A 21,083-nucleotide genomic window follows, 5' to 3' on the forward strand; every position below is an offset into this window, starting at 1 on the left:
GAACGCGGAGACTGGGAAATTGAGGACAAACAGACTGGTCTGTCTACCTTATACTGGAATGACCACCCCGACCGGTCGTCCCCCCTTGGACCGGTCGGGGAGGATCTCAGAGAAGAGCGGAGGCGACAGCCTCCCCAAGAGAGGAGCGACCCAGATGGTCGTAAGTGCCCGCGCCACCATCCGGCCGCCCGCACCATCGAAGATCAAGATCCTCGCGACCGCCGACGAGCTCTTCTACGAGGAAGGCATCCACACGGTCGGCGTCGACCGCATCATCGCGGGCGCCCGGGTGACGAAGGCGACCTTCTACAAGCACTTCCGCTCGAAGGACCTCCTGATCATCGCCTACGTCGAGGGCCGGGACCGCCAGGTGCGCGACTGGTTCGCCGAGAAGGAGGCCGAGCTGTCCGACCCGACGGCGATCGCCCGTGCGCTGGTGGACTCGATCAACGCGGAGGCGGTCCGCCCGGGCTTCCGCGGCGACCCCTTCATCAACGCCGCCGCGCAGTTCGCCGACGAGAACCACCCGGTCCGCATCGCCGTGACGGCGCACCGCGACTGGTACGCCAAGCACATCGAGGAGCTGTTCCGCCGGATCGGGCACCCGCGGCCGGGCGACGCGGCGGACGACCTCATCCTCGCGCGCGATGGCGCCCTGGCCGGCGGCTACGTCGGCGACCCGATCGCGGCGGGCGCTGCCCTGCACCGCTCGCTCGACCGCATCCTCGCCGAGTCGTAGGTCGATAACTCCGGACATCCGGGGCGCGTCCCGCGTGTCACTTCCGTAACTCCGGAGAATGCCGCGGTTTCGGGCCCAGACTCCGGAGTTCCGGCGTCCGGCGAGCGGTTGGCCGATCCGGAGATTCGGCCGTGTCGGCGCGTGGTCTCCGGAGTGACGGGGTTGGCCTCGGCGTGTCGGGGCAGGGCTCCGGAGTTGCGGACCGCTACTCGGAGATGCGGTCGAGTTCGAGCATCTGGGCGCGGGTGAGGCGGATGCCGGCCGCGGCCATCAGGCCGTCCACCTGCTCGGGGCGGCTGGCGCTCGCCACCGGGGCGACGATGGTGCGCTTGGCCAGCAGCCACGCGATCGCGACGCTCGCCGGGGACACGCCGTGCTCGCCGGCGATGCGGTCGAGTACCGCCAGGACGCGCATGCCCTTGCGGTTGACGTACGCGGAGGCGCGGACGCTGCGGGCGTCGGCGCTGAGGTCGGACTTCGACCGGTACTTGCCCGTCAGGAAGCCGTTGGCGAGCGCGTAGTACGGCATCACGGCGAGCCCCTGGGCGGCCGCGACGATCCGCAGCGCGCTCTCGAACTCGGCGCGGTGCATGAGGTTGTACTGCGTCTGGATGGCGACGAACTTCGGCAGGCCGGCGGACGCCAGCACGCGCGCCTCGATCAGCCGGTCCGCGCTGAAGTTCGACGCGCCGAGGTAGCGGACCTTGCCCGTCTCGACGAGCCACTCCGCGGTCGCCAGGCTGTCCTCCAGCGGCACCTCCGGATCGTCGTCGTGGAAGTAGAGCATGTCGATGTGATCGGTCTGCAGGCGCTCGAGGGAGGCCTCCACGGCGCGCACGATGCTCACCGAGCCGAGGCCGGGGTTCTCGTGGTGGCGGCCGACCTTGGTCGCGACCACCATGTCGTCGCGGTTGCCGCGCTCGCGCATCCACTTGCCGATGAGGACCTCGCTGCGGCCGCCGACGTAGCTGTCGGCGGTGTCGATGAAGTCGCCGCCGAGCGCGGCGAACCGGTCGAGGATCGCCAGCGACGTGTCGCCGTCGGCCGTCCAGCCGAAGACGCTGGCGCCGAGAGACAGCGGGTAGACCGCGAGGTCGCTCTCGCCGATGCGGCGCGGGGCGATGATCGAGAGCGGTCCGGTGCGCTCCAGCGTCGGGTCGATGTCGAGGGGGCCGCCGGTGTCGGTGGAGGGCTCGCGGGTGAACTCCGCGCGGGCCGGTGCGGCCGGGCGGGAGGACGTGGTGACCGGCTGAGCAGCGCGCGCGGCGCCTGCGGCGGAGGAGGAACCAGCACCCTCCGCGGAGGTCCCTTCAGCGTCCGGCGCCACCAGCGCTGCGGGGGTGCGGAGGCCGACGCTCTCGAGCAGGCGCAGGGGAAGCAGCTGTGGCATCTCGCCCCCCTTCCGACCGTTCGAGCGGGTGCTCACGCTATCGACCGATTCGCGGCTCGAATCGATTCGAGGGTGCTCTGCTCTGGAACGTTAAGGGCAGAGTACGGCATGCCGCCGACACGGCACGACCAAACCGGTGAACGGCGCAGAAATCGTTCATCACAGTTTCATCACGACCTGCCGGTCGCGCGCCGGAGCACCGTTCGAGCATGCAAAAGCACCGGTCCGTCCACCATTCGGCCGTTGTGCCGGAACACTCCCCCGCCCGCCGCCCTGGCCGCCTCCAGCAGCTCGACGGCCTCCGCCACCTGGGCGTCGTCCGGCCGGTACGCCGCGCGCACGGTCTCCACCTGGGACGGGTGGATGCACGCGGTCGCGGCGAACCCGACGGCCACCGCGTCCTCGGCCTCGGCCGCCAGCCCGGCAAGGTCCGCGATGTCCAGGTGCACGGTGTCGATGGCGGGCTTCCCGGCGGCTCCGGCCGCCAGCAGCACCGCCGAGCGCGCGTGCGCCGCCACGTCGCGGTAGCGGCCGTCCGGGTGCCGGCTCGACGTCCCGCCGAGCGAGGCGACCAGGTCCTCCGCCCCCCACATCAGCGCGACGACCGCCTCGGCCGCAGCGAGCTCCGCCGCCGCCTGCACCCCGGCCGCGGTCTCGCACAGGGCGATCACCCGGAGCCCCGCGAGCGCGCCGAGGTCGGCCGCCCGCTCCGCCTTCGGCAGCATCACCGCCGAGTACGGCGTCAGCGACAGGGCCGCGAGGTCGGCGGCCTGGTCGTCGGAGCCGGCCGGATTGATCCGCACGATCACCCGCTCCGGGTCGAGGTCGGAGGCCGCGATCGCCTCCCGCGCCGCCGGCCGGCGCACCGGGTCGACGGCGTCCTCCAGGTCGAGGATGACCGCGTCGGCCCGCTCCAGCGCCTTGGCGAAACGGTCAGGCCGGTCGGCCGGGCAGAACAGCAGCGCCGGCCCCCACGGGAAGGCCGTCATACGTCGGCCGTCCCGAGGTGGGCGTCGCGGCACCACACCATCACCTGGCGGACCGCGGTGGCGACGACGACGCCGTCCTGATTGCGGCCGGTGTGCTCGAGCGTGACGATCCCCTGCCCGGGCCGGGAGGCGGACAGCCGCTTCGCCGTCACCGCTGTCTCCGAGTAGAGCGTGTCGCCGTGGTACAGCGGATGCGGGAAGGAGACCTCCGAGAAGCCGAGGTTCGCGACGATCGTGCCCTGCGTGAGCTGGGCGACCGACGCGCCGACGATCGTCGCGAGCGTCCACATCGAGTTCATCAGCCGCTTGCCGAACGGCTGCCGCGCCGACCACGCGGCGTCCAGGTGCAGCGCCTGCGTGTTCATCGTCAGCGTCGTGAAGAGCACGTTGTCGGCCTCCGTCACGGTGCGCCCCGGCCGGTGCAGGTAGCGGGTCTCCAGCTCGAACTCCTCGTAATAGAGGCCGCGCTGCTCGATGTCCTTCACGATGCCGCCTCCGCCGACTCATCCAGCTCCACCGCGAGCGGCGCGCCCGTCGCGGCCACGACCTCCTCGACGGTCACGCCCGGCGCCGTCTCGCGCAGCACGAGCCCGTCCGGTGTCACGTCGATCACCGCGAGGTCGGTGATGATCCGGTCCACGCAGCCGGTGCCGGTCAGCGGGAGGCTGCACTCCGCGAGGATCTTGGGCCGGCCCTCCTTGTCGACGTGCTCCATCATCACGATCAGCCGCTTGGCGCCGAAGACGAGGTCCATCGCGCCGCCCATGCCTTTGACCATCTTGCCGGGGATCATCCAGTTGGCCAGGTCGCCCGACGCCGAGACCTCCATCGCGCCGAGCACCGCGATGTCCACGTGACCGCCGCGCACCATCCCGAACGACAGCGACGAGTCGAAGTAGGCGGCGCCGCACTTGACGGTGACGGTCTCCTTGCCCGCGTTGATCAGGTCGGGATCCACGTCGGCCTCGGCGGGGTACGGGCCGACCCCGAGAACGCCGTTCTCGGAGTGCAGGATGACCTCGACGCCTTCCGGGATGTAGTTCGGGATGAGCGTCGGCATGCCGATGCCGAGGTTGACGTACTGGCCGTTCTCCAGCTCCTGCGCCACGCGGGCGGCGAGCTCGGTGCGGGTGAGGCTCATCGGGCGCTCCCTTCCTGGGCGCCGGCTTCGGCCGGGGCCGCCACCGTGCGCCGCTCGATCCGCTTCTCCACGTCGGGTGCGTGCAGTACGCGCTGGACGAAGATCCCGGGCAGGTGCACCTCCCCCGGCGCGAGCTCGCCCGGCTCGACCAGCTCCTCCACCTCGGCAATCGTGATGCCGCCCGCCATCGCGGCAAGCGGGTTGAAGTTCATCGCGGCGGCGTGGAAGACCAGGTTGCCGTGCCGGTCGCCCTTGGCCGCGTGGACGAGCGCGAAGTCGGGGCGCAGCGAGCGCTCCAGCACATAGGAGGCGCCGTCGAACTCGCGCACCTCCTTCGGCTCGCTCGCGACCGCGACCGAGCCGTCGTCGTTGTACCGCCGAGGGAGGCCGCCCAGGGCGATCTGCGTGCCGACCCCGGCCGGGGTGTAGAACGCGGGGATGCCCGCGCCGCCCGCCCGCAGCTTCTCGGCGAGCGTGCCCTGCGGGGTCAGCTCCACCTCCAGCTCGCCGGAGAGGAACTGCCGCGCGAACTCCTTGTTCTCGCCGACGTACGAGCTGATCATCTTGCGAATGCGCCGCTGCGCGAGCAGCAACCCCAGCCCCCAGTCATCGACGCCGCAGTTGTTGCTGACCACCTCGAGGTCGGTCGTCCCGGCCTCCAGCAGCGCCTGGATGAGCGCACTGGGAATCCCGCACAGCCCGAACCCCCCGACCGCCAGGGACGCGCCACTCGGGATGTCGGCCACGGCCTCCCCCGCACTCCCCACCGTCTTGTCGATCATCCGTTCTCCTGTCTCACGCCGCCGAGAAGGCGGAAAGTGCTGCGAAATCCGTCGAGTGGTCAGATTGTCCGCCGTCTCGGCGGGTGGGGGCTAGGACTCGAAGCCCAGGGAGCGGGAGATGATCATGAGTTGGACTTCGGAGGTTCCCTCGCCGATTTCCAGGATTTTGGAGTCTCGGTAGTGGCGGGCTACGGGGTTCTCGTTCATGAAGCCGTAGCCGCCGAAGATCTGGGTGGCGTCGCGGGCGTTGTCCATCGCGGCCTCGCTGCCGATCAGCTTGGCGATGGAGGCCTCCATCTTGAACGGGACGCCTGCCATCAGCTTGAACGCGGCGTCGTAGTACGCGAGCCGGGCGGCGTGCACCCTGGCCTGCATGCGAGCGATCTTGAACGCGATGTACTGGTTGGAGCCGATCGACCGGCCGAAGACGTTGCGCGACTGCGCGTAGCGCACCGCCTCCTCCAGGCAGCCCTGCGCGGCGCCCGTGCAGAGGGCGGCGAAGGCGACCCGGCCCTCGTCGAGCGTCTGGAGGAAGTTGGCGTAGCCGCGGCCGCGCTCGCCGAGGAGGTTGCCCTCCGGCACGTGCACGTCGGTGAGCGTCAGCGGGTGGGTGTCGGAGGTGTGCCAGCCGACCTTGTCGTAGACCGGCTCGGCGACGAAGCCGGGCGTGCCGGTCGGGACGATGATCGCCGACAGCTCCTTCTTGATCGAGCCGTCGGCTCGCTGCTCCTCGCCGGTCACGGCGGTGATGGTGACGAGCTTGGTGATCTCCGAGCCGGAGTTGGTGATGAACTGCTTGGAGCCGTTGAGGACCCACTCGCCGTCGCGCAGGATCGCCGTGGTCTTCGTGCCCCCGGCGTCCGAGCCGGCGTCGGCCTCGGTCAGGCCGAACCCGGCGAGCGCCTCGCCGCGGGCGAGCATCGGCAGCCACTGCTGCTTCTGCTCCTCGGAGCCGCCGCGGAAGATCGGCATCGCGCCGAGGCCGACACCGGCCTCCAGCGTCACACCGATGGACTGGTCCACCCGGCCGAGCTGCTCGACCGCGAGGCAGAGCGAGAGGTAGTCCTTGCCCTGGCCGCCGTACTCGACGGGGAACGGGAGACCGAACAGGCCCATCCGGCCCATCTCGGCGATGATGTCGTACGGGAGGCTGCGCTTGGTGTCGTACTCGTACGCGGCGGGCGCGACGACGGTGTCGGCGAAGTCGCGGACCTCGTCGCGGAGCCGGCGCTGCTCGTCGGTGAGCTCGAAGCCGGCGACGTCCAGGTCGGCCGGGCGTGGCATCTGCATGGTCATCGGAGATTCCTGTCTGTTGTGGTGACGGTCCCTGCCGCGGCGTGCTCGCCGTGGGATGAGGCGGCCGATGGTGTCGGCTCGGGGGTGTCCGCCGGGGTCGGCGGGACGTTCGGGGTGGTGGAGGCGTCGTCCGGCTCTGGTGCGTCGACGACGGCCACGAGCTGGTCGAGCTTCACGAGGTCGCCGGGCGCGACCTTCACGGTCACGGAGCCCGCGATCGGGGCGACCAGGCGGTGCTCCATCTTCATGGCCTCCACGACCGCCACGGTGTCGCCGGCCTCGACCTGCGCGCCGGACGCGACCGGCACGGCCACGACGGTGCCGGGCATGGGCGACCGCACCTCGGGATGCGCTGCGGCCTCGCCGCGCTCGCGTGCGGCGAGCGCCGCGGCCAGCCGCTCGGCGGACGTGCGCAGCCGCAGCGAGCGGGAGCGGCCGTCGTGCGCCAGCCACACCGTGGCGCCGTCACGGGCCGCGTCGAAGCGGCTGACGACGCCGTCGAGATCGAGGACGACGCTATCCGGCTTGCCGGCCGCTCCGGGCTGCAGCGCGATCCGGGCGGTGTGCTCCCGCACCCCGTCGGCTCCGTCCACGGTCACCCGGTCGCCGAGAACCTGCACCCCGGTGGCGTCCACGTCGTAGCGGACCGCCCGGGGTGCGCCGAGGCGCCATCCGCTAGGCGCTCCCCACAGCGCTCCGACTCCTGCCGGGGTCTCCCGCTCGCGCTCCCCTTGCGCCAGCAGCGCCGCCGTGACGAGCTCGGCGGTGGAGGCCGGCGCCGGCTCCAGCGCCGAGAAGCGCCGGTCGATCAGCGTGGTGTCCATGCCGCCCGCGCGGACCTCCTCGTCGGCCAGCAGGTCGCGCAGCCACGCGACGTTGGTCACGACGCCCAGCACCGCGGTGTCGGCGAGCGCGCGGTCGAGCCGGGCCAGCGCACCGGCCCGGTCGGGCGCCCAGGCGATGACCTTGGCGAGCATCGGGTCGTAATCGGTGACGACGCGCGTCCCCGCCGCCAGGCCGGTGTCGACCCGCACCCCTTCGCCGGCCGGCTCGCGCAGCGCGAGCACCGTGCCGTCGCCGGGCAGGAAGTCGCGCTCCGGGTTCTCGGCGTAGACGCGCGCCTCGATCGCGTGGCCGGTGAGCCGGATGTCGTCCTGGACGAAGCCCAGCGGCTCGCCTGCGGCCACCCGCAGCTGCCACTCCACCAGGTCGACGCCGGTCACGAGCTCGGTGACCGGGTGCTCGACCTGCAGCCGGGTGTTCATCTCCATGAAGAAGAACTCGCCGGGGCGCTCGGCCGAGACGAGGAACTCGACGGTCCCGGCGCCCACGTAGCCGACGCTCGCGGCGACCCGGCAGGCGGCCTCCCCGATCCTGGCGCGGGTCTCGGCGTCCAGCAGCGGCGACGGCGCCTCCTCGACCACCTTCTGGTGGCGGCGCTGGAGCGAGCACTCGCGCTCGCCGAGGTGGACGACCGAGCCGTGCCGGTCGGCGACGATCTGCACCTCGATGTGCCGGGGCGACGCCACCAGCCGCTCCAGGAACAGCGTGTCGTCGCCGAAGGCCGCCGCCGCGACGCGGCGGGCCGCCCGCAGCGCTTCGGGGAGGTCGGCGGCGGTGTGCACCGCCTGCATCCCCTTGCCGCCGCCGCCCGCCGACGGCTTGACCAGTACCGGGTAGCCGATGCGCTCGGCCGCCGCCACGAGCTGCTCGTCGCCGAGTCCGGGCTCCGCGATGCCGGGGATGGTCGGCACGCCGGAACGGCCGACCTCCTGCTTGGCCGAGATCTTGTCGCCCATGACCTCCAGCGCGTGCACGCCCGGTCCGACGAAGACGATGCCTGCGGCCTCGCACGCCTCGGCGAGCGCCGCGTTCTCGGAGAGGAAGCCGTAACCGGGGTGCACGGCGTCCGCCCCGGTGCGGCGCGCGGCGTCGACGATCGCCTCCACCGAGAGGTAGCTGTCGCGCGCGGGCGCCGGGCCGATCCGCACGGCGGTGTCGGCGAGCCGGACGTGCGGCGCGTCGCGGTCGGCGTCGCTGAACACGGCCACCGAGCGGATGCCGAGGCGGCGCAGCGTGCGGATGACGCGGCAGGCGATCTCGCCGCGGTTCGCCACGAGGACGGCCGCGAACGGGAGGCGGGAGGAGTCGGTCATCGTCATCACATCCGGAAGAGGCCGAAGGCCGTGTCGGGGAGCGGTGCGCGGGAGCAGACGTCCAGCGCCAGCCCCAACACCGTGCGGGTCTGAGCGGGGTCGATCACGCCGTCGTCCCAGAGCCGGGCGGTGGAGTAGTACGGGTTGCCCTGATCCTCGTACTGCGCGGCGATCGGCGCCCGGAAGGCCGCCTCGTCCTCCGCGCTCCACTCCTCGCCGCGCGCGTCGAGCTGGTCGCGCTTGACCGTGGCGAGCACGCTGGCCGCCTGCTGGCCGCCCATCACCGAGATCCGGGAGGCCGGCCACATCCAGAGGAACCGCGGCGAGTACGCGCGGCCGCACATCGAGTAGTTGCCCGCGCCGAAGGAGCCGCCGATCACGACGGTGAGCTTGGGCACCCGGGTGGTCGCGACCGCGGTGACCATCTTGGCGCCGTTCTTGGCGATGCCGCCGGCCTCGTAGTCGCGGCCGACCATGAAGCCGGAGATGTTCTGCAGGAACACCAGCGGGATGCCGCGCTGGTCGCAGAGCTCGATGAAGTGCGCGCCCTTGAGCGCCGACTCGCTGAACAGCACGCCGTTGTTGGCGACGATGCCGATGGGATGCCCGTGCAGGCGCGCGAAGCCGGTCACCAGCGTGGTGCCGTACTCCGGCTTGAACTCGCTGAACTCTCCCGCGTCCACCAGGCGCGCGATGACCTCGTGCACGTCGTACGGGGCCTGCACGTCGACGGGGACGACGCCGTAGAGCTCCTCCTGGTCGGCGATGGCCGCGCGCGACTCCAGTACGTCCCAGGCCGGCGCGGCGGGCAGCGGCAGGGTCGCCACGATCTCACGCACGATCCCGAGCGCGTGCTCGTCGTCCTCCGCGAGGTGGTCGACGACGCCGGAGGTGCGGGCGTGCAGGTCGCCGCCGCCGAGCTCCTCGGCCGTGACGATCTCGCCGATGGCGGCCTTCACCAGAGGCGGGCCGCCGAGGAAGATCGTGCCCTGGTTGCGGACGATCACGGTCTCGTCGCTCATCGCCGGCACGTAGGCGCCGCCGGCGGTGCACGAGCCGAGCACGGCGGCGATCTGCGGGATCTTGGCCGCCGACAACCGGGACTGGTTGTAGAAGATGCGCCCGAAGTGGTCGCGATCGGGGAAGACCTCGTCCTGCATCGGCAGGAACGCGCCTCCCGAGTCGACCAGGTAGACGCACGGGAGGCGGTTCTCCAGCGCGATCTCCTGCGCGCGCAGGTGCTTCTTGACGGTCATCGGGTAGTACGTGCCGCCCTTCACCGTGGCGTCGTTGCAGACGATCATCACGTGCCGGCCCTCGACGATCCCGATGCCCGCGATGACGCCGGCGGCCGGGCTCTCGTCGTCGTACATCCCGGTCGCGGCGAGCGGGGCGATCTCGAGGAAGGGGCTGCCCTCATCGAGCAGCGCGTCGATGCGGTCGCGCGGCAGCAGCTTGCCGCGGGCGACGTGGCGCTCGCGGGCGCGCTCGGGACCGCCGGCCGCGGCGACGGCCAGCCGCTCGCGGAGGTCGGCCACCAAGGCGCGCTGGGCGGCGTCGCTGGCCACGGCCGCGGTCGAGCCGGCGGCGGTGCTCCGGTCGGGCATCGTGCTCAGGGCAGGCATCGTGCTCCCGTGTCCTCCTCGACATGAGTTAGTGGTCACTAACTCGAATTTAGGTTAGTGTTCATTAACCCGAATGTCCAGCCCACTTCACGGAGTGCACCGAGAAATGACCGAAACCGTACCGGCCGACGCGCTCGCCCGCCCCACCCAGCGCAGCCAGGCGAAGGCCGACCGCCGCGCCGCACTGCTGGAGGCCGCGGCCGTCATGTTCGCCGAACGCGGCTTCAACGGCGTCTCGATCGAGGACCTGGGCGCGGCCGCCGGCGTCAGTGGCCCCGCGGTCTACCGCCACTTCTCCTCCAAGCAGGCCGTGCTCGGCGCCCTCCTGGTGGGCGTGAGCCAGAACCTCCTCGACGGCGGCAACGCGGTCGAGCAGGCGGCGGCGAGCCCGGCCGACGCGCTGCACGGCCTGATCGCCTTCCATGTCGACTTCGCGCTCGCCGAAGCGGACACCATCCGCGTCCAGGACCGCGACCTCGACGCGCTCGCCCCGGAGGAGCGGCGGGAGGTGCGCGCCCTGCAGCGCCGCTACATCGAGCTCTGGATGCGCGTGCTCGGCGACCTGCACCCCTCGCTCGCCGCCGACGAGCTGCGCGTGCGCGTGCAGGCGACCTTCGGGCTCATCAATTCCACACCGCACTCTGCGCGCGGCGGCGGCGCCGCGCACACGACGGACGCCTCGGTGCGCCCGGTGCTGGAGCGGATGGCCTGGGCCGCGCTGACCTCCCGCTGACCCGCACGCCCCGCCGCAACAGGCTCTTCGGGCACGACACCTGCGTGGGTTAGAGTCCGAAGACGCGGCCGCGACGCCGCGAGGGACTCGACGTGAGGAGCGACGTGGGCGACGACACTCCCCGGCTGAGGCTGCACCATCGCGTGCTGCGGACGCTCGGGATGGTGCTCGCCGCGCTGCTCGTGCTCGTGCTCATCGCGGGCGGCCTCACGGTCTGGACGATCACGCGGTCGTTCCCGCAGACCTCCGGCACCCTGAAGCTCAGCGGGCTGAGCGCGCCGGTGACCGTCGCACGCGACTCCGCCGGCGTGCCGCAGCTCACCGCGCGCACCGCCGACGACCTCTTCCGCGCCCAGGGCTACGTGCACGCGCAGGACCGGTTCTGGGAGATGGACTTCCGCCGGCACGTCACCTCCGGCCGGCTCTCGGAGCTGTTCGGCGCGAGCCAGGTGCCGACCGACACCTTCATCCGCACGCTCGGCTGGCGTCAGGTCGCGGAGCAGGAGGTGAAGCAGCTCGACAAGACCTCGCTGCGCTACTACCAGGACTACGCGGACGGCGTGAACGCGTATCTGGCCGCGCACTCCGGGGCCGAGCTGTCGCTCGAGTACGCGATCCTCGGCATCCAGAACCCCGGCTATCACCCGGCGAAGTGGACCCCGGCCGACTCGATCGCCTGGCTCAAGGCGATGGCGTGGGACCTCCGCTCCAACCTGGAGGACGAGATCGACCGCGCGCTGCTGGCCACGAAGCTGACGGCTCAGCAGATCGCCGAACTGCACCCCGGCTACGACTACGGCGCGCGCCCGACGATCACCGGACTGGGCGGCGGCTCCACAACGACCGTGACGCCGGACTCCCCTCCCGGCGCCTCGGCGTCCTCCTCGGCCGGCGACGCCGACGCCGCCGCGACGGCCGAGCTGGCCGACGTGCCCACCGCGCAGTACCAGGACCGGCTGGAGCAGGTCGCCGCGAGCCTGGACTCCCTCCCGACGATGATGGGGCCGGCCGGCGACGACATCGGCTCCAACTCCTGGGTGGTCTCCGGCGCGCACACCGCGACCGGGAAGCCGCTGCTCGCCAACGATCCGCACCTCGGCGCGGTGATGCCGTCCGTCTGGTACCAGATCGGCCTGCACTGCGAGAACGTCGGGCCAGCGTGCCCGTTCGACGTCGCCGGCTTCAGCTTCTCCGGACTGCCCGGCGTGATCATCGGCCACAACGACCGCATCGCCTGGGGGTTCACCAACCTCGGGCCGGACGTCGCCGACCTCTACGTGGAGAAGGTCACCGGCGACAGCTACGAGTACGACGGCAAGCAGGTTCCGCTGACCATCCGGCACGAGACGATCCGGGTCGCGGGAGGCTCGAGCGTTCGGATCACGGTGCGGTCGACCCGGCACGGCCCCATCGTCACCGACCTCAGCGACGGCTACGCCGCGATCGCGAAGGACCAGGCCGGCAAGCTCGGAGTGCCCGCCCAGCAGTTCCAGCTCTCAATGGAGTGGACGGCGCTGAGCCCCGGCCCGACCGCGAACGCCATCTTCGCCTTCGACACCGCGCGCGACTGGGCCGCCTTCCGCGCCGCAGCGGCCTCCTTCCAGGTGCCGTCGCAGAACCTGCTCTACGCCGACGTGGACGGCAACATCGGCTACCAGGCGCCCGGACTCATCCCGGTGCGGTCGAAGGGCGACGGGACCATGCCGGTGCCCGGCTGGACCAGCGAGTACGGCTGGGTCGGCACCATCCCGTACGACCAGCTCCCGAGCGTTCTCAACCCGCCGAGCGGCTACATCGTGACGGCCAACAACGCCGCGGTCGGGCCGCAGTTCCCGGCGATGATCACGAGGGACTGGGACGCCGGCTACCGCGCGAACCAGATCGAGCTCCGGCTGACGAAGCTGCTCGACGCCGGCAAGCGGGTGACCGCGAAGGACATGTCCGCCATCCAGGCCGACACCTATGACGCGAACGCGGCGACGCTCGCTCCCTTGATCGTCGCGATCGGGACCAATGCCGACCAGTCGTCCGGCGTCGCCAAGGGTGCGGCGCTGCTGCGCGGCTGGAACCACCACGACGACGGCGACAGCGCGGCCGCGGCGTACTTCGCCGTGTTCTGGAAGGACCTGCTGGCCGACGCGTTCGGGCGCAAGCTCCCCTCCTCGGCGCCGCCGACCGGCGGCGACCGCTGGTTCCAGGTCGTGCAGTCGCTGGTCGATCAGCCGGACTCCGCGTGGTGGGCCGACGACCATCTCGGCACGCTCGACCGCGACGACATGATCGAGTACGCGGCCAACCAGGCGTGGAAGGAGGCGCAGAGCAGGCTCGGTGGGGACCCGAAGAGCTGGCGCTGGGACCGCCTGCACACCCTGGAGCTCACCAACGCGTCCTTCGGCTCGTCCGGCGTCGCGCCGATCGAGTGGCTGTTCAACCGCGGGCCCTACCCGCTGGGCGGAGGCGCGAGCGTCGTGGACGCGACCGGCTGGGACGCCTCGGTCGGCTACCAGGTCGACCGCGTGCCGTCGATGCGGATGGTGGTGGACCTCGGCGATCTCGACCGCAGCACCTGGATCAACCTCACCGGCTCGTCAGGGCACGCGTTCGACGCGCACTACGACGACCAGGCCCGGCTGTGGGCCGTCGGCGAGACCCGCCCCTGGCCGTTCACGCCGAAGGCGGTGCGCGCAGCGGCGGCTCAGACGCTCACGCTGAAACCGTGACGACCGAGGACGACCGGGTCGGTCAGCGGGCGGTGGGCCAGTTGCGCTCGGCGTCGCCCACGTAGAGCTGCTGCGGACGGCCGATCTTGGTGCTCGGGTCCTGGGTCATCTCGCGCCAGTGCGCGATCCAGCCGGGGAGCCGGCCGATGGCGAACAGCACGGTGAACATCCGGGTCGGGAAGCCCATCGCCTTGTAGATCACGCCGGTGTAGAAGTCGACGTTCGGGTAGAGCCGGCGGTCGACGAAGTACTGGTCGGCGAGCGCGACCTCCTCGAGCTCCTTGGCGATGTCGAGCAGCGGGTCGTGCACGCCGAGGGCGGTGAGCACCTCGTCGGCCGACTGCTTGACGAGCCGGGCGCGCGGGTCGAAGTTCTTGTAGACGCGGTGCCCGAAGCCCATCAGCTTGACGCCGGACTCCTTGTTCTTCACGCGCTCCACGAACTTCTGGACGCTCTCGCCGGAGTCACGGATGTCCGCGAGCATCTGCAGGACGGCCTCGTTGGCGCCGCCGTGCAGCGGGCCGTAGAGGGCGTTGATGCCGGCCGAGACGGAGGCGAACAGGTTCGCCTGGGTGGAGCCGACCAGCCGCACCGTCGAGGTGGAGGCGTTCTGCTCGTGGTCCTCGTGCAGGATGAGCAGCCGCTCCAGCGCGCGCGAGAGCACGGGGTTCACCTCGTACGGCTCGGCCATGGTGCCGAAGTTGAGCCGGAGGAAGTTGTCCACGAAGCTGAGCGAGTTGTCCGGGTACAGGAACGCCTGGCCGATGCTCTTCTTGTGCGCGTAGGCCGCGATCACGGGGAGCTTGGCGAGGAGGCGGATGGTCGAGAGCTCCACCTGCTCGGGGTCGCTGACGCTGAGCGAGTCCTGGTAGAAGGTGGAGAGCGCGGAGACGGCGCTCGACAGCACCGACATGGGGTGCGCGTCGTGCGGGAGGGCGCTGAAGAAGCGGCGCAGGTCCTCGTGCAGCAGGGTGTGCCGACGGATCCGCTCGTCGAAGTCGGCGAGTTCGGCCGGCGTCGGCAGCTCGCCGTGGATGAGCAGCCAGGCGACCTCGAGGAAGGTCGAGTTCTCGGCCACCTGTTCGATCGGGTAGCCGCGGTAGCGGAGGATGCCCGCGTCGCCGTCGATGTAGGTGATCGCGGAGCGCGTGGCCGCCGTGTTGACGAAACCGTAGTCAAGGCTGGTGAGCCCGGTCTGCTTGGTCAAGGTGGAGAGGTCGATGCTCGACGCGCCCTGCGTGCTCGGCAGGATCGGGAACTCGGCGACGCCGCCGGGATAGCTCAGTTGCGCGACGGCCGCCTCCTGGGCGGGACCGCGCTGCTCGGCCCGCGGCTGAGCCGCGCTCGCCTGGTCGGTGCCGGTCTGCTCGGTGCCGGCAGCCTGCTCGGTGCCGGCCTGCTCGGTGCCGAGTCCGCTCACAACGCCTCCTGGTGTGGGATTGGGATGCTTCGCGTGCCGATCGTGTCGACGACGCAGTGAAGCCGTGCTGTTACAGCCTAGCCAACCAGCACGACAACTGTCGCATCGGACAAAGGCTGGTGGAGTCCCTTAGAGAGTCCCGCCAAAGGCCCGGAGCCGGGAGGACGCCACGGCGATCCGGTCGTCCGACGCGGTGAGCGACAGCCGCACGTGCTCCGGGTAGTGGTCGCCGTAGAAGATCCCGGGGCCGGCGAGGATGCCGAGGTCGGCCAGCCGGCCGATGCTCTCCCACGCGTCCCGTCCCTCGGTCGCCCAGAGGTACAGCCCGGCCTCGCTGCGGTCGACGCGGAAGCCCGCGGCCTCCAGCGCCGGCTTCAGCTGCGCCCGGCGGCCGCGGTAGCGCTCGCGCTGCTCGCCCACGTGCCGGTCGTCGCCGAGCGCGACCACCATCGCCGCCTGCAGCGGCGACGGCAGCATGAGGCCCGCGTGCTTGCGAACCGTGGTGAGCCGTGCGATCAGCGCGCGGTCGCCGGCGATGAATGCGGCGCGGTAGCCCGCGAGGTTGGACTGCTTGCTCAGCGAGTAGACCGCGAGCACGCCACTCCGGTCGTCGCCGACCACCCGCGGGTCGAGCACGCTGGGGGTCGGCGCGGCGTCCCACGGCGCCTCCCAGCCGAGCTCGGCGTAGCACTCGTCGCCCGCGACGACGGCGCCGAGCTCCCGGGCGCGCGCGACCGCGGCGCGCAGCTCCTCCACCGACAGCACACGGCCGTCGGGGTTGCCGGGACTGTTCAGCCAGACCAGTCGCGTGTTGTCCGGCCACTCCGCCGGATCGTCGCTCGCTACGGCCTCGGCGCCCGCGAAGGCCGCGCCGATCGCATAGGTCGGGTAGGCGGCCCGGGGGTGCACGACGGCATCCCCCGCACCAAGGCCGAGGAAGAACGGGAGGAAGGCGACGAGCTCCTTGGAGCCGATCGTCGGAAGCACCTCCTCCGGGGCCAGGCCCGGGACGCCACGGCGTCGCCCGAACCACTCGACGATCGCCTCGCGCAGCGCGGGGGTCCCGATCGTCTGCGGGTAGGCGTGCGCGTCGGTCGCCTCGGCGAGCGCCTCGCGGATCAGCGCGGGCGTCGGGTCGACCGGCGAGCCGATCGAGAGGTCCACGATCCCGGAGGCGTCGCCGAACGGCACGGCGGCGCGGGCGCGCGCCGCGTACGGCGCCATCAGGTCCCAGGGGTAGTCGGGCAGCTCTCCGAGCGCCACGTCAGTGCGCCTGCGGAGGCAGGGCGGCGATGATCGGGTGGTCCTTGGCGATCACACCGACCTTGGCGGCGCCGCCGGGCGAGCCGATGTCGTCGAAGAACTCCACATTGGCCTTGTAGTAGTCCGCCCACTCCTCGGGGAGGTCGTCCTCGTAGTAGATCGCCTCGACCGGGCAGACCGGCTCGCAGGCGCCGCAGTCCACGCACTCGTCGGGGTGGATGTACAGCGACCGCTCACCCTCGTAGATGCAGTCGACCGGACACTCGTCGATGCAGGCTCGGTCTTTCACATCGACGCACGGGAGGGCGATGACATAGGTCACGGTGGTTCCGGTTCCCTTCGAGACAGCGGGAGGCTACCTCCCTAGCTTAGGCCGTCCGGCGGTCCCGGCCGAGCCGGCTGCCGCGCAGATCCGGCCACGCGACGACGACTGCGGCGATCAGGATCGGGCCGACCAGCCAGACCTGCCCCTTCAGGTTGTTCGGGATGAGCACGGAGCCGCCCGCGCTCTGCTGCGTGAAGAGCAGGATCACGGCGATCGCCCCGAGCGCCGCGCACAGCGCCGGCCACCGCGAGTCGCTGAGCAGACGGAGTCCGACCAGGAGCGCCGTGAAGCTGAGCAGCGAGCCGATCAGCCCGATCGGGATCGTCACGCCCCACGTCACCGTGATCTGGTGCGCGACCGTCCCGATCCCGCCGATCACCGCTCCCGCGACGACCAGGAGGACGGCGTTCACGATCCGGCTGAGCATGCTCGAATCCTAGCTGGACACATCGGCCGGGCGTGATCTAGAGTCGAGAAGGTAAGGTTAGCCTTACCAACATCCCCCACCTCCCACCGAAGGTCCTCTGTGCTCGCGAACTACCTGATCGGCCTCCGCGAAGGCCTCGAAATGGCGCTCATCGTCACCATCCTCGTCGCGTACGTGGTCAAGGTCGGACGGACGGACGTCCTCTCGAAGCTGTGGACCGGCGTCGGCATCGCGCTGATCGTGCCGCTCGGCATCGGCGCGCTGCTCACCTGGGGCCCCTACGGCCTGAGCTTCGAAGCGCAGGAGATCGTCGGCGGCACGCTCTCGCTCATCGCCGTCGGGTTCGTCACCTGGATGATCTTCTGGATGGGCAAGACCGCTCGCTCCATGAAGTCCACCCTCCAGAACCGGCTGGACTCGGTGCTCGTCGGAGCCGGCTGGGGCGTCGTCATCCTCGCGATGCTGAGCGTGGGCCGCGAGGGCATCGAGACGGCGCTCTTCGTGTGGGCCACTGTCGCCAGCATCGGCGGCGGCTGGGAGCCGGTGATCGGCGCGGTCCTCGGGCTCATCACGGCCGCGGTGCTGGGCTTCCTGCTCTACCGCGGGATGGTGAAGATCAACCTGGGGTCGTTCTTCAGCTGGACCGGCGCCTTCCTCATCCTCGTCGCCGGCGGCGTGCTCGCCTACGGCATCGGCGACCTCCAGGAGGCGGGCGTCATCCCCGGCACCGGCGTCCACGCCTACGACATCAGCGCCATCATCCCGGCGTCGAGCTGGTACGGCACCGCGCTCGCCGGCATCCTCAACTTCAACCCGTCGCCGACCTGGCTGCAGGTCGTCGCCTGGGTCGGCTACCTCGTGGTCGTGGCCATCTGCTACGCACGCCAGCAGCGCGCGTCGCACGCCCGGCCGAACCCCGCCGCGGCGGCCTCCGCACCGGCCCCGCGGACGCCCGTCCACTCCTGACCCCGACCTCGCGCACCACAGCGTCCACCCGAGCAGAAAGCACAGCACCCCCATGCCCCGACTCCGTCACCTCGGTCCGATCGCCGGCTCCCTGGCCGGCGCCGCCGCCCTCGCGCTCGCCCTCACCGGCTGCGTCCCCAACAAGGCCGTGGCCGAAGCGGAGGCCATCCAGGTCACGCTGACCGACACCGCCTGCACGGTGAAGACGGCGACGGCGCCCGCAGGCCCGATCACCTTCCAGGTCACCAACAAGGGCTCCGACGTGAACGAGTTCGAGGTGCTCGCTCCGGACAAGCTGCGGATCGCCGGCGAGAAGGAGAACATCGGCCCCGGCACCACCGTCAACTACGTCGTGCAGCTCGCCGAGGGCAGCTACTTCACCGCGTGCAAGAAGGGGATGGTCGGCAGCCCGACCTCCCTCGCGGCGTTCACCGTGACCCAGGGCTCCGGCGCCGCCAAGTCCGCGAGCGAGAGCAAGCAGGTCGCGCAGGCCGTGACCAACTACATCAGCTACGTGCGGGACCAGAGCGGGCAGTTGCTCACCGCGACCAAGACGTTCGCGGCGGCCTACACGGCCGGCGACGACGCGGCCGCGCGCACGCAGTACCCCGCGGCGCGCGCCTTCTACGAGCGGATCGAGCCGACGGCCGAGCAGTTCGGCGACATCGACCCTGCGCTCGACCTTCGCGAGGCCGACCTCGAGCAGGGCCAGGAGTGGACCGGCTGGCACCGCATCGAGAAGGACCTGTGGGCGCCCGCCGGCTTCACCCCCTCGGACGCCGCCGGCCGCGCAGCCCTCGCCACCCGGCTCGTCGCGGACACCCAGCGGCTCTACGACCTGGTCCACGCGAACGACTTCACCCTGACCCTCGACCAGATCTCCAACGGCGCCAGCGGCCTGATGGAGGAGGTCGCCCGCAGCAAGATCACGGGCGAGGAGGAGACCTTCTCGCACACCGACCTGTGGGACTTCAAGGCCAATGTGGAGGGTGCGGAGGTCGCCTACGGCAACGTGCGCGGCGTGCTCCTCCAGAAGGGCGCCACCGGCAAGAGCATGGCCAAGACGCTCGACGGCGAATTCGCCGTGATCGACAAGCTGCTGGCGCAGTACAAGAGCGGCGACGGTTACGTGAGCTACACCGAGCTCACGACGACGCAGGTCAAGGAGCTCTCCGACTCGGTCAACGCTCTGAGCGAGCCGCTCAGCCAGCTCACCTCGATCCTGGTCAAGTAGGGCCGTGGCGGAGCAGAACCCGGCCGGCCACGGCGGGAGCGAGCAGACCGGCCCGGCGTTCGAGACCGGCGCCGCGCCCGAGAACGGCGCCGCGCCCGAGAGCGCCGGCCGGTCCGGCCTGTCCCGGCGCGGGATGCTCGGACTCGCGGGCGCGGCGGTCGGCGCCGGCGTCGTCGGGTTCGGCGCGGGTGCGGCCGTGGGTCACGCCATCGCCTCCTCCCCCGCCGGCGCGACCTACCCGTTCTACGGCGCGAACCAGGCCGGGATCGTCACGCCGGCGCAGGACCGCCTGCACTTCGCCGCGTTCGACGTCTCGCCCGGCCTCGACCGCGACGGCCTGATCGAGCTGCTGCGCGACTGGACCGTCGCCGCCGCGCGGATGACGCAGGGCAAGCCGGCCGGGAAGTACGGCCCGGCCTCCGGACCAGTGGATGCTCCCCCGGACGACACCGGCGAGGCGCTCGACCTGCCGCCCGGCGGCCTCACGCTGACGTTCGGCTTCGGCCCGACGCTGTTCACCGCCGCCGACGGCAGCGACCCGTTCGGGATCGCGCACCGGCGACCCGCCGCGCTGGTCGACCTCCCGCACTTCCCCGGCGACGCGCTCCTCGACTCCCTCACCGGCGGCGACCTGTGCGTGCAGGCGTGCAGCGAGGACCCCCAGGTCGCGGTGCACGCGATCCGCAACCTGTCCCGCATCGCGTTCGGCCGCGCCGCCATCCGCTGGTCGCAGCTCGGCTTCGGCCGGACCTCCTCCACCTCGCGCAGCCAGACCACGCCGCGCAACCTCTTCGGCTTCAAGGACGGCACCGCGAACATCAAGGCCGAGGACTCCACGGTCGTCGACCAGCAGGTCTGGGCCGACGGCGGCGACGGCGCGGCCTGGATGCACGGCGGCTCGTACCTCGTGGCGCGCAAGATCCGCATGGTCATCGAGACCTGGGACCGGCAGCAGCTCGGCGAGCAGGAGCGCATCATCGGCCGCGACAAGGGCGAAGGGGCGCCGCTGTCCGGCGGCACCGAGTTCACCGAGCCGAACTTCCTCGCGCTCTCGGCGAGCGGAGGCACGAAGATCGACCCGGACTCGCACGTCCGCCTCGCGCACCCCACGATGAACGACGGCGCCAAGCTCCTGCGCCGCGGTTACAACTTCGTGGACGGCAACGACGAGCTGGGCCGGCTGAACGCGGGGCTGTTCTTCATCGCGTTCCAGCGCGATCCGAGGAAGCAGTTCATCCCCATCCAGAGCCAGCTGGCCAAGAACGACGCGATGAACGAGTACCTCAAGCACGTCGGCTCCGCGGTGTTCGCGGTGCCGCCGGGTGCGCGGGAGGGGTCGTACGTGGGGTCAGGGCTGTTCGCCTGAGGCTCCGGCGCGCCTAGGCGGACGGGGTCGGCGAGGGCGTCTCCACGGCCGCGCGTGACACCGAGTAGTTGGCCACCCAGCCGTTGCCGCCCGCCTCGCTGACCACGACGAGCACGCCGTAGTCGCCGTTCGAGAACGTCCCGGTGCCGCCGCCGTCCTGGCCCTGGGCGCCGAACCCGCCGTCGAATCCGGCGTCGGTGAGCTGCTTCGCGATGTCCTGGTAGGCCGAGGCGTCCTTCACCTTGACGGTCACGTTCCAGACCTTGCCGTGGCCGGAGCCGACACCCGCGCCGAACACGACCGCTCCGTCGTGGAGCGGGACGGACGTCGGGAAGTCGGACGGCACCTTGTTGCCGCCGAGGTCGACGTTGCCGCCGGTGACGTCCTTGACCGCGGTCTGGAAGCTGCAGCCCGCGAGCGCCGGCGCCACCCCCAGCACGAGGAGGGCGGCGACCGGCAGCGCGAGGAGGCGGGAACGTCTCATGAGTCGATTATGCGCCGCGACGCAGCG

General features: G+C 71.4%; 19 protein-coding genes. 6 read left to right on the forward strand and 13 right to left on the reverse strand.

Translation table 11 applies throughout. The annotated features are described in order from the left end of the window. The first annotated feature begins 154 nt into the window (after positions 1–154). On the forward strand, positions 155–739 hold the full coding sequence (locus AC3A3H_RS06545; protein ID WP_487613743.1) for a TetR/AcrR family transcriptional regulator: 585 nt from the start codon (positions 155–157) through the stop codon (positions 737–739). A gap of 205 nt (positions 740–944) precedes the next feature. On the opposite strand, the gene AC3A3H_RS06550 is transcribed toward AC3A3H_RS06545, so the two are convergent. The 8 genes from AC3A3H_RS06550 to AC3A3H_RS06585 form a co-directional block, all read right to left on the reverse strand. Further along, positions 945–2,129 carry an aldo/keto reductase gene (locus AC3A3H_RS06550; protein WP_487613744.1) on the reverse strand — a complete coding sequence of 395 codons (1,185 nt, stop codon included), beginning with the start codon at positions 2,127–2,129 and terminating at the stop codon, positions 945–947. A 170-nt stretch (positions 2,130–2,299) separates the two neighbouring features. Beyond that, positions 2,300–3,118: an HpcH/HpaI aldolase/citrate lyase family protein gene (locus tag AC3A3H_RS06555; protein ID WP_487613745.1), complete on the reverse strand. Its 819-nt coding sequence runs from the start codon at positions 3,116–3,118 to the stop codon at positions 2,300–2,302. Then, positions 3,115–3,603: a MaoC family dehydratase gene (locus tag AC3A3H_RS06560; RefSeq protein WP_487613746.1), complete on the reverse strand. Its 489-nt coding sequence runs from the start codon at positions 3,601–3,603 to the stop codon at positions 3,115–3,117. Before AC3A3H_RS06560 ends, AC3A3H_RS06555 begins: the two co-directional genes overlap by 4 nt. After that, complete coding sequence (locus tag AC3A3H_RS06565) at positions 3,600–4,259, reverse strand: CoA transferase subunit B (protein WP_487613747.1); 660 nt, start codon at positions 4,257–4,259, stop codon at positions 3,600–3,602. Before AC3A3H_RS06565 ends, AC3A3H_RS06560 begins: the two co-directional genes overlap by 4 nt. Next, a complete protein-coding gene (locus tag AC3A3H_RS06570; protein ID WP_487613748.1) occupies positions 4,256–5,041 on the reverse strand; it encodes a CoA transferase subunit A in 786 nt (261 codons plus the stop codon). Before AC3A3H_RS06570 ends, AC3A3H_RS06565 begins: the two co-directional genes overlap by 4 nt. Positions 5,042–5,131: 90 nt before the next feature. Next, entirely contained in the window at positions 5,132–6,337 is a 1,206-nt protein-coding gene (locus tag AC3A3H_RS06575) for an acyl-CoA dehydrogenase family protein (RefSeq protein ID WP_487613749.1), read from the reverse strand. After that, positions 6,334–8,493 (reverse strand): acetyl/propionyl/methylcrotonyl-CoA carboxylase subunit alpha, encoded by a 2,160-nt coding sequence (locus AC3A3H_RS06580; RefSeq protein ID WP_487613750.1) that lies wholly within the window; start codon positions 8,491–8,493, stop codon positions 6,334–6,336. Before AC3A3H_RS06580 ends, AC3A3H_RS06575 begins: the two co-directional genes overlap by 4 nt. Positions 8,494–8,498: 5 nt before the next feature. Next, the gene (locus AC3A3H_RS06585) at positions 8,499–10,100 is read right to left on the reverse strand and encodes a carboxyl transferase domain-containing protein (RefSeq protein WP_487613801.1); all 1,602 of its coding nucleotides are present in this window, start codon (positions 10,098–10,100) and stop codon (positions 8,499–8,501) included. A 124-nt stretch (positions 10,101–10,224) separates the two neighbouring features. Here AC3A3H_RS06585 and AC3A3H_RS06590 point away from each other — a divergent pair, with 124 nt between their 5' ends. Further along, positions 10,225–10,851: an SACE_7040 family transcriptional regulator gene (locus AC3A3H_RS06590; RefSeq protein ID WP_487613751.1), complete on the forward strand. Its 627-nt coding sequence runs from the start codon at positions 10,225–10,227 to the stop codon at positions 10,849–10,851. Between the two features lie 104 nt (positions 10,852–10,955). Then, positions 10,956–13,571 carry a penicillin acylase family protein gene (locus AC3A3H_RS06595; protein ID WP_487613752.1) on the forward strand — a complete coding sequence of 872 codons (2,616 nt, stop codon included), beginning with the start codon at positions 10,956–10,958 and terminating at the stop codon, positions 13,569–13,571. A 22-nt stretch (positions 13,572–13,593) separates the two neighbouring features. On the opposite strand, the gene AC3A3H_RS06600 is transcribed toward AC3A3H_RS06595, so the two are convergent. The 4 genes from AC3A3H_RS06600 to AC3A3H_RS06615 all read right to left on the reverse strand — a co-directional run bounded on the left by AC3A3H_RS06600 (position 13,594) and on the right by AC3A3H_RS06615 (position 17,006). Next, positions 13,594–14,856, reverse strand: a complete 1,263-nt coding sequence (locus AC3A3H_RS06600; RefSeq protein ID WP_487613802.1) for a citrate synthase — start codon at positions 14,854–14,856, stop codon at positions 13,594–13,596. 264 nt (positions 14,857–15,120) lie between these two features. After that, positions 15,121–16,254, reverse strand: a complete 1,134-nt coding sequence (gene dapC / locus AC3A3H_RS06605; RefSeq protein ID WP_487613753.1) for a succinyldiaminopimelate transaminase — start codon at positions 16,252–16,254, stop codon at positions 15,121–15,123. 1 nt (position 16,255) lies between these two features. Next, on the reverse strand, positions 16,256–16,576 hold the full coding sequence (gene fdxA, locus AC3A3H_RS06610) for a ferredoxin (protein ID WP_011186402.1): 321 nt from the start codon (positions 16,574–16,576) through the stop codon (positions 16,256–16,258). Between the two features lie 46 nt (positions 16,577–16,622). Next, positions 16,623–17,006: a hypothetical protein gene (locus tag AC3A3H_RS06615; protein WP_487613754.1), complete on the reverse strand. Its 384-nt coding sequence runs from the start codon at positions 17,004–17,006 to the stop codon at positions 16,623–16,625. Positions 17,007–17,105: 99 nt separating this feature from the next. Between AC3A3H_RS06615 and efeU the strand changes: the two genes are divergently transcribed. The 3 genes from efeU to efeB all read left to right on the forward strand — a co-directional run bounded on the left by efeU (position 17,106) and on the right by efeB (position 20,572). Beyond that, positions 17,106–17,972, forward strand: a complete 867-nt coding sequence (efeU, locus tag AC3A3H_RS06620; RefSeq protein WP_487613755.1) for an iron uptake transporter permease EfeU — start codon at positions 17,106–17,108, stop codon at positions 17,970–17,972. A 52-nt stretch (positions 17,973–18,024) separates the two neighbouring features. After that, positions 18,025–19,206, forward strand: a complete 1,182-nt coding sequence (gene efeO, locus AC3A3H_RS06625; protein ID WP_487613756.1) for an iron uptake system protein EfeO — start codon at positions 18,025–18,027, stop codon at positions 19,204–19,206. Positions 19,207–19,324: 118 nt separating this feature from the next. Further along, a complete protein-coding gene (efeB, locus tag AC3A3H_RS06630) occupies positions 19,325–20,572 on the forward strand; it encodes an iron uptake transporter deferrochelatase/peroxidase subunit (RefSeq protein ID WP_487613803.1) in 1,248 nt (415 codons plus the stop codon). A 13-nt stretch (positions 20,573–20,585) separates the two neighbouring features. On the opposite strand, the gene AC3A3H_RS06635 is transcribed toward efeB, so the two are convergent. After that, positions 20,586–21,056: a hypothetical protein gene (locus tag AC3A3H_RS06635; RefSeq protein WP_487613757.1), complete on the reverse strand. Its 471-nt coding sequence runs from the start codon at positions 21,054–21,056 to the stop codon at positions 20,586–20,588. Positions 21,057–21,083 lie beyond the last annotated feature (27 nt).

The organism is Leifsonia sp. Soil_N53, from assembly GCF_057655165.1.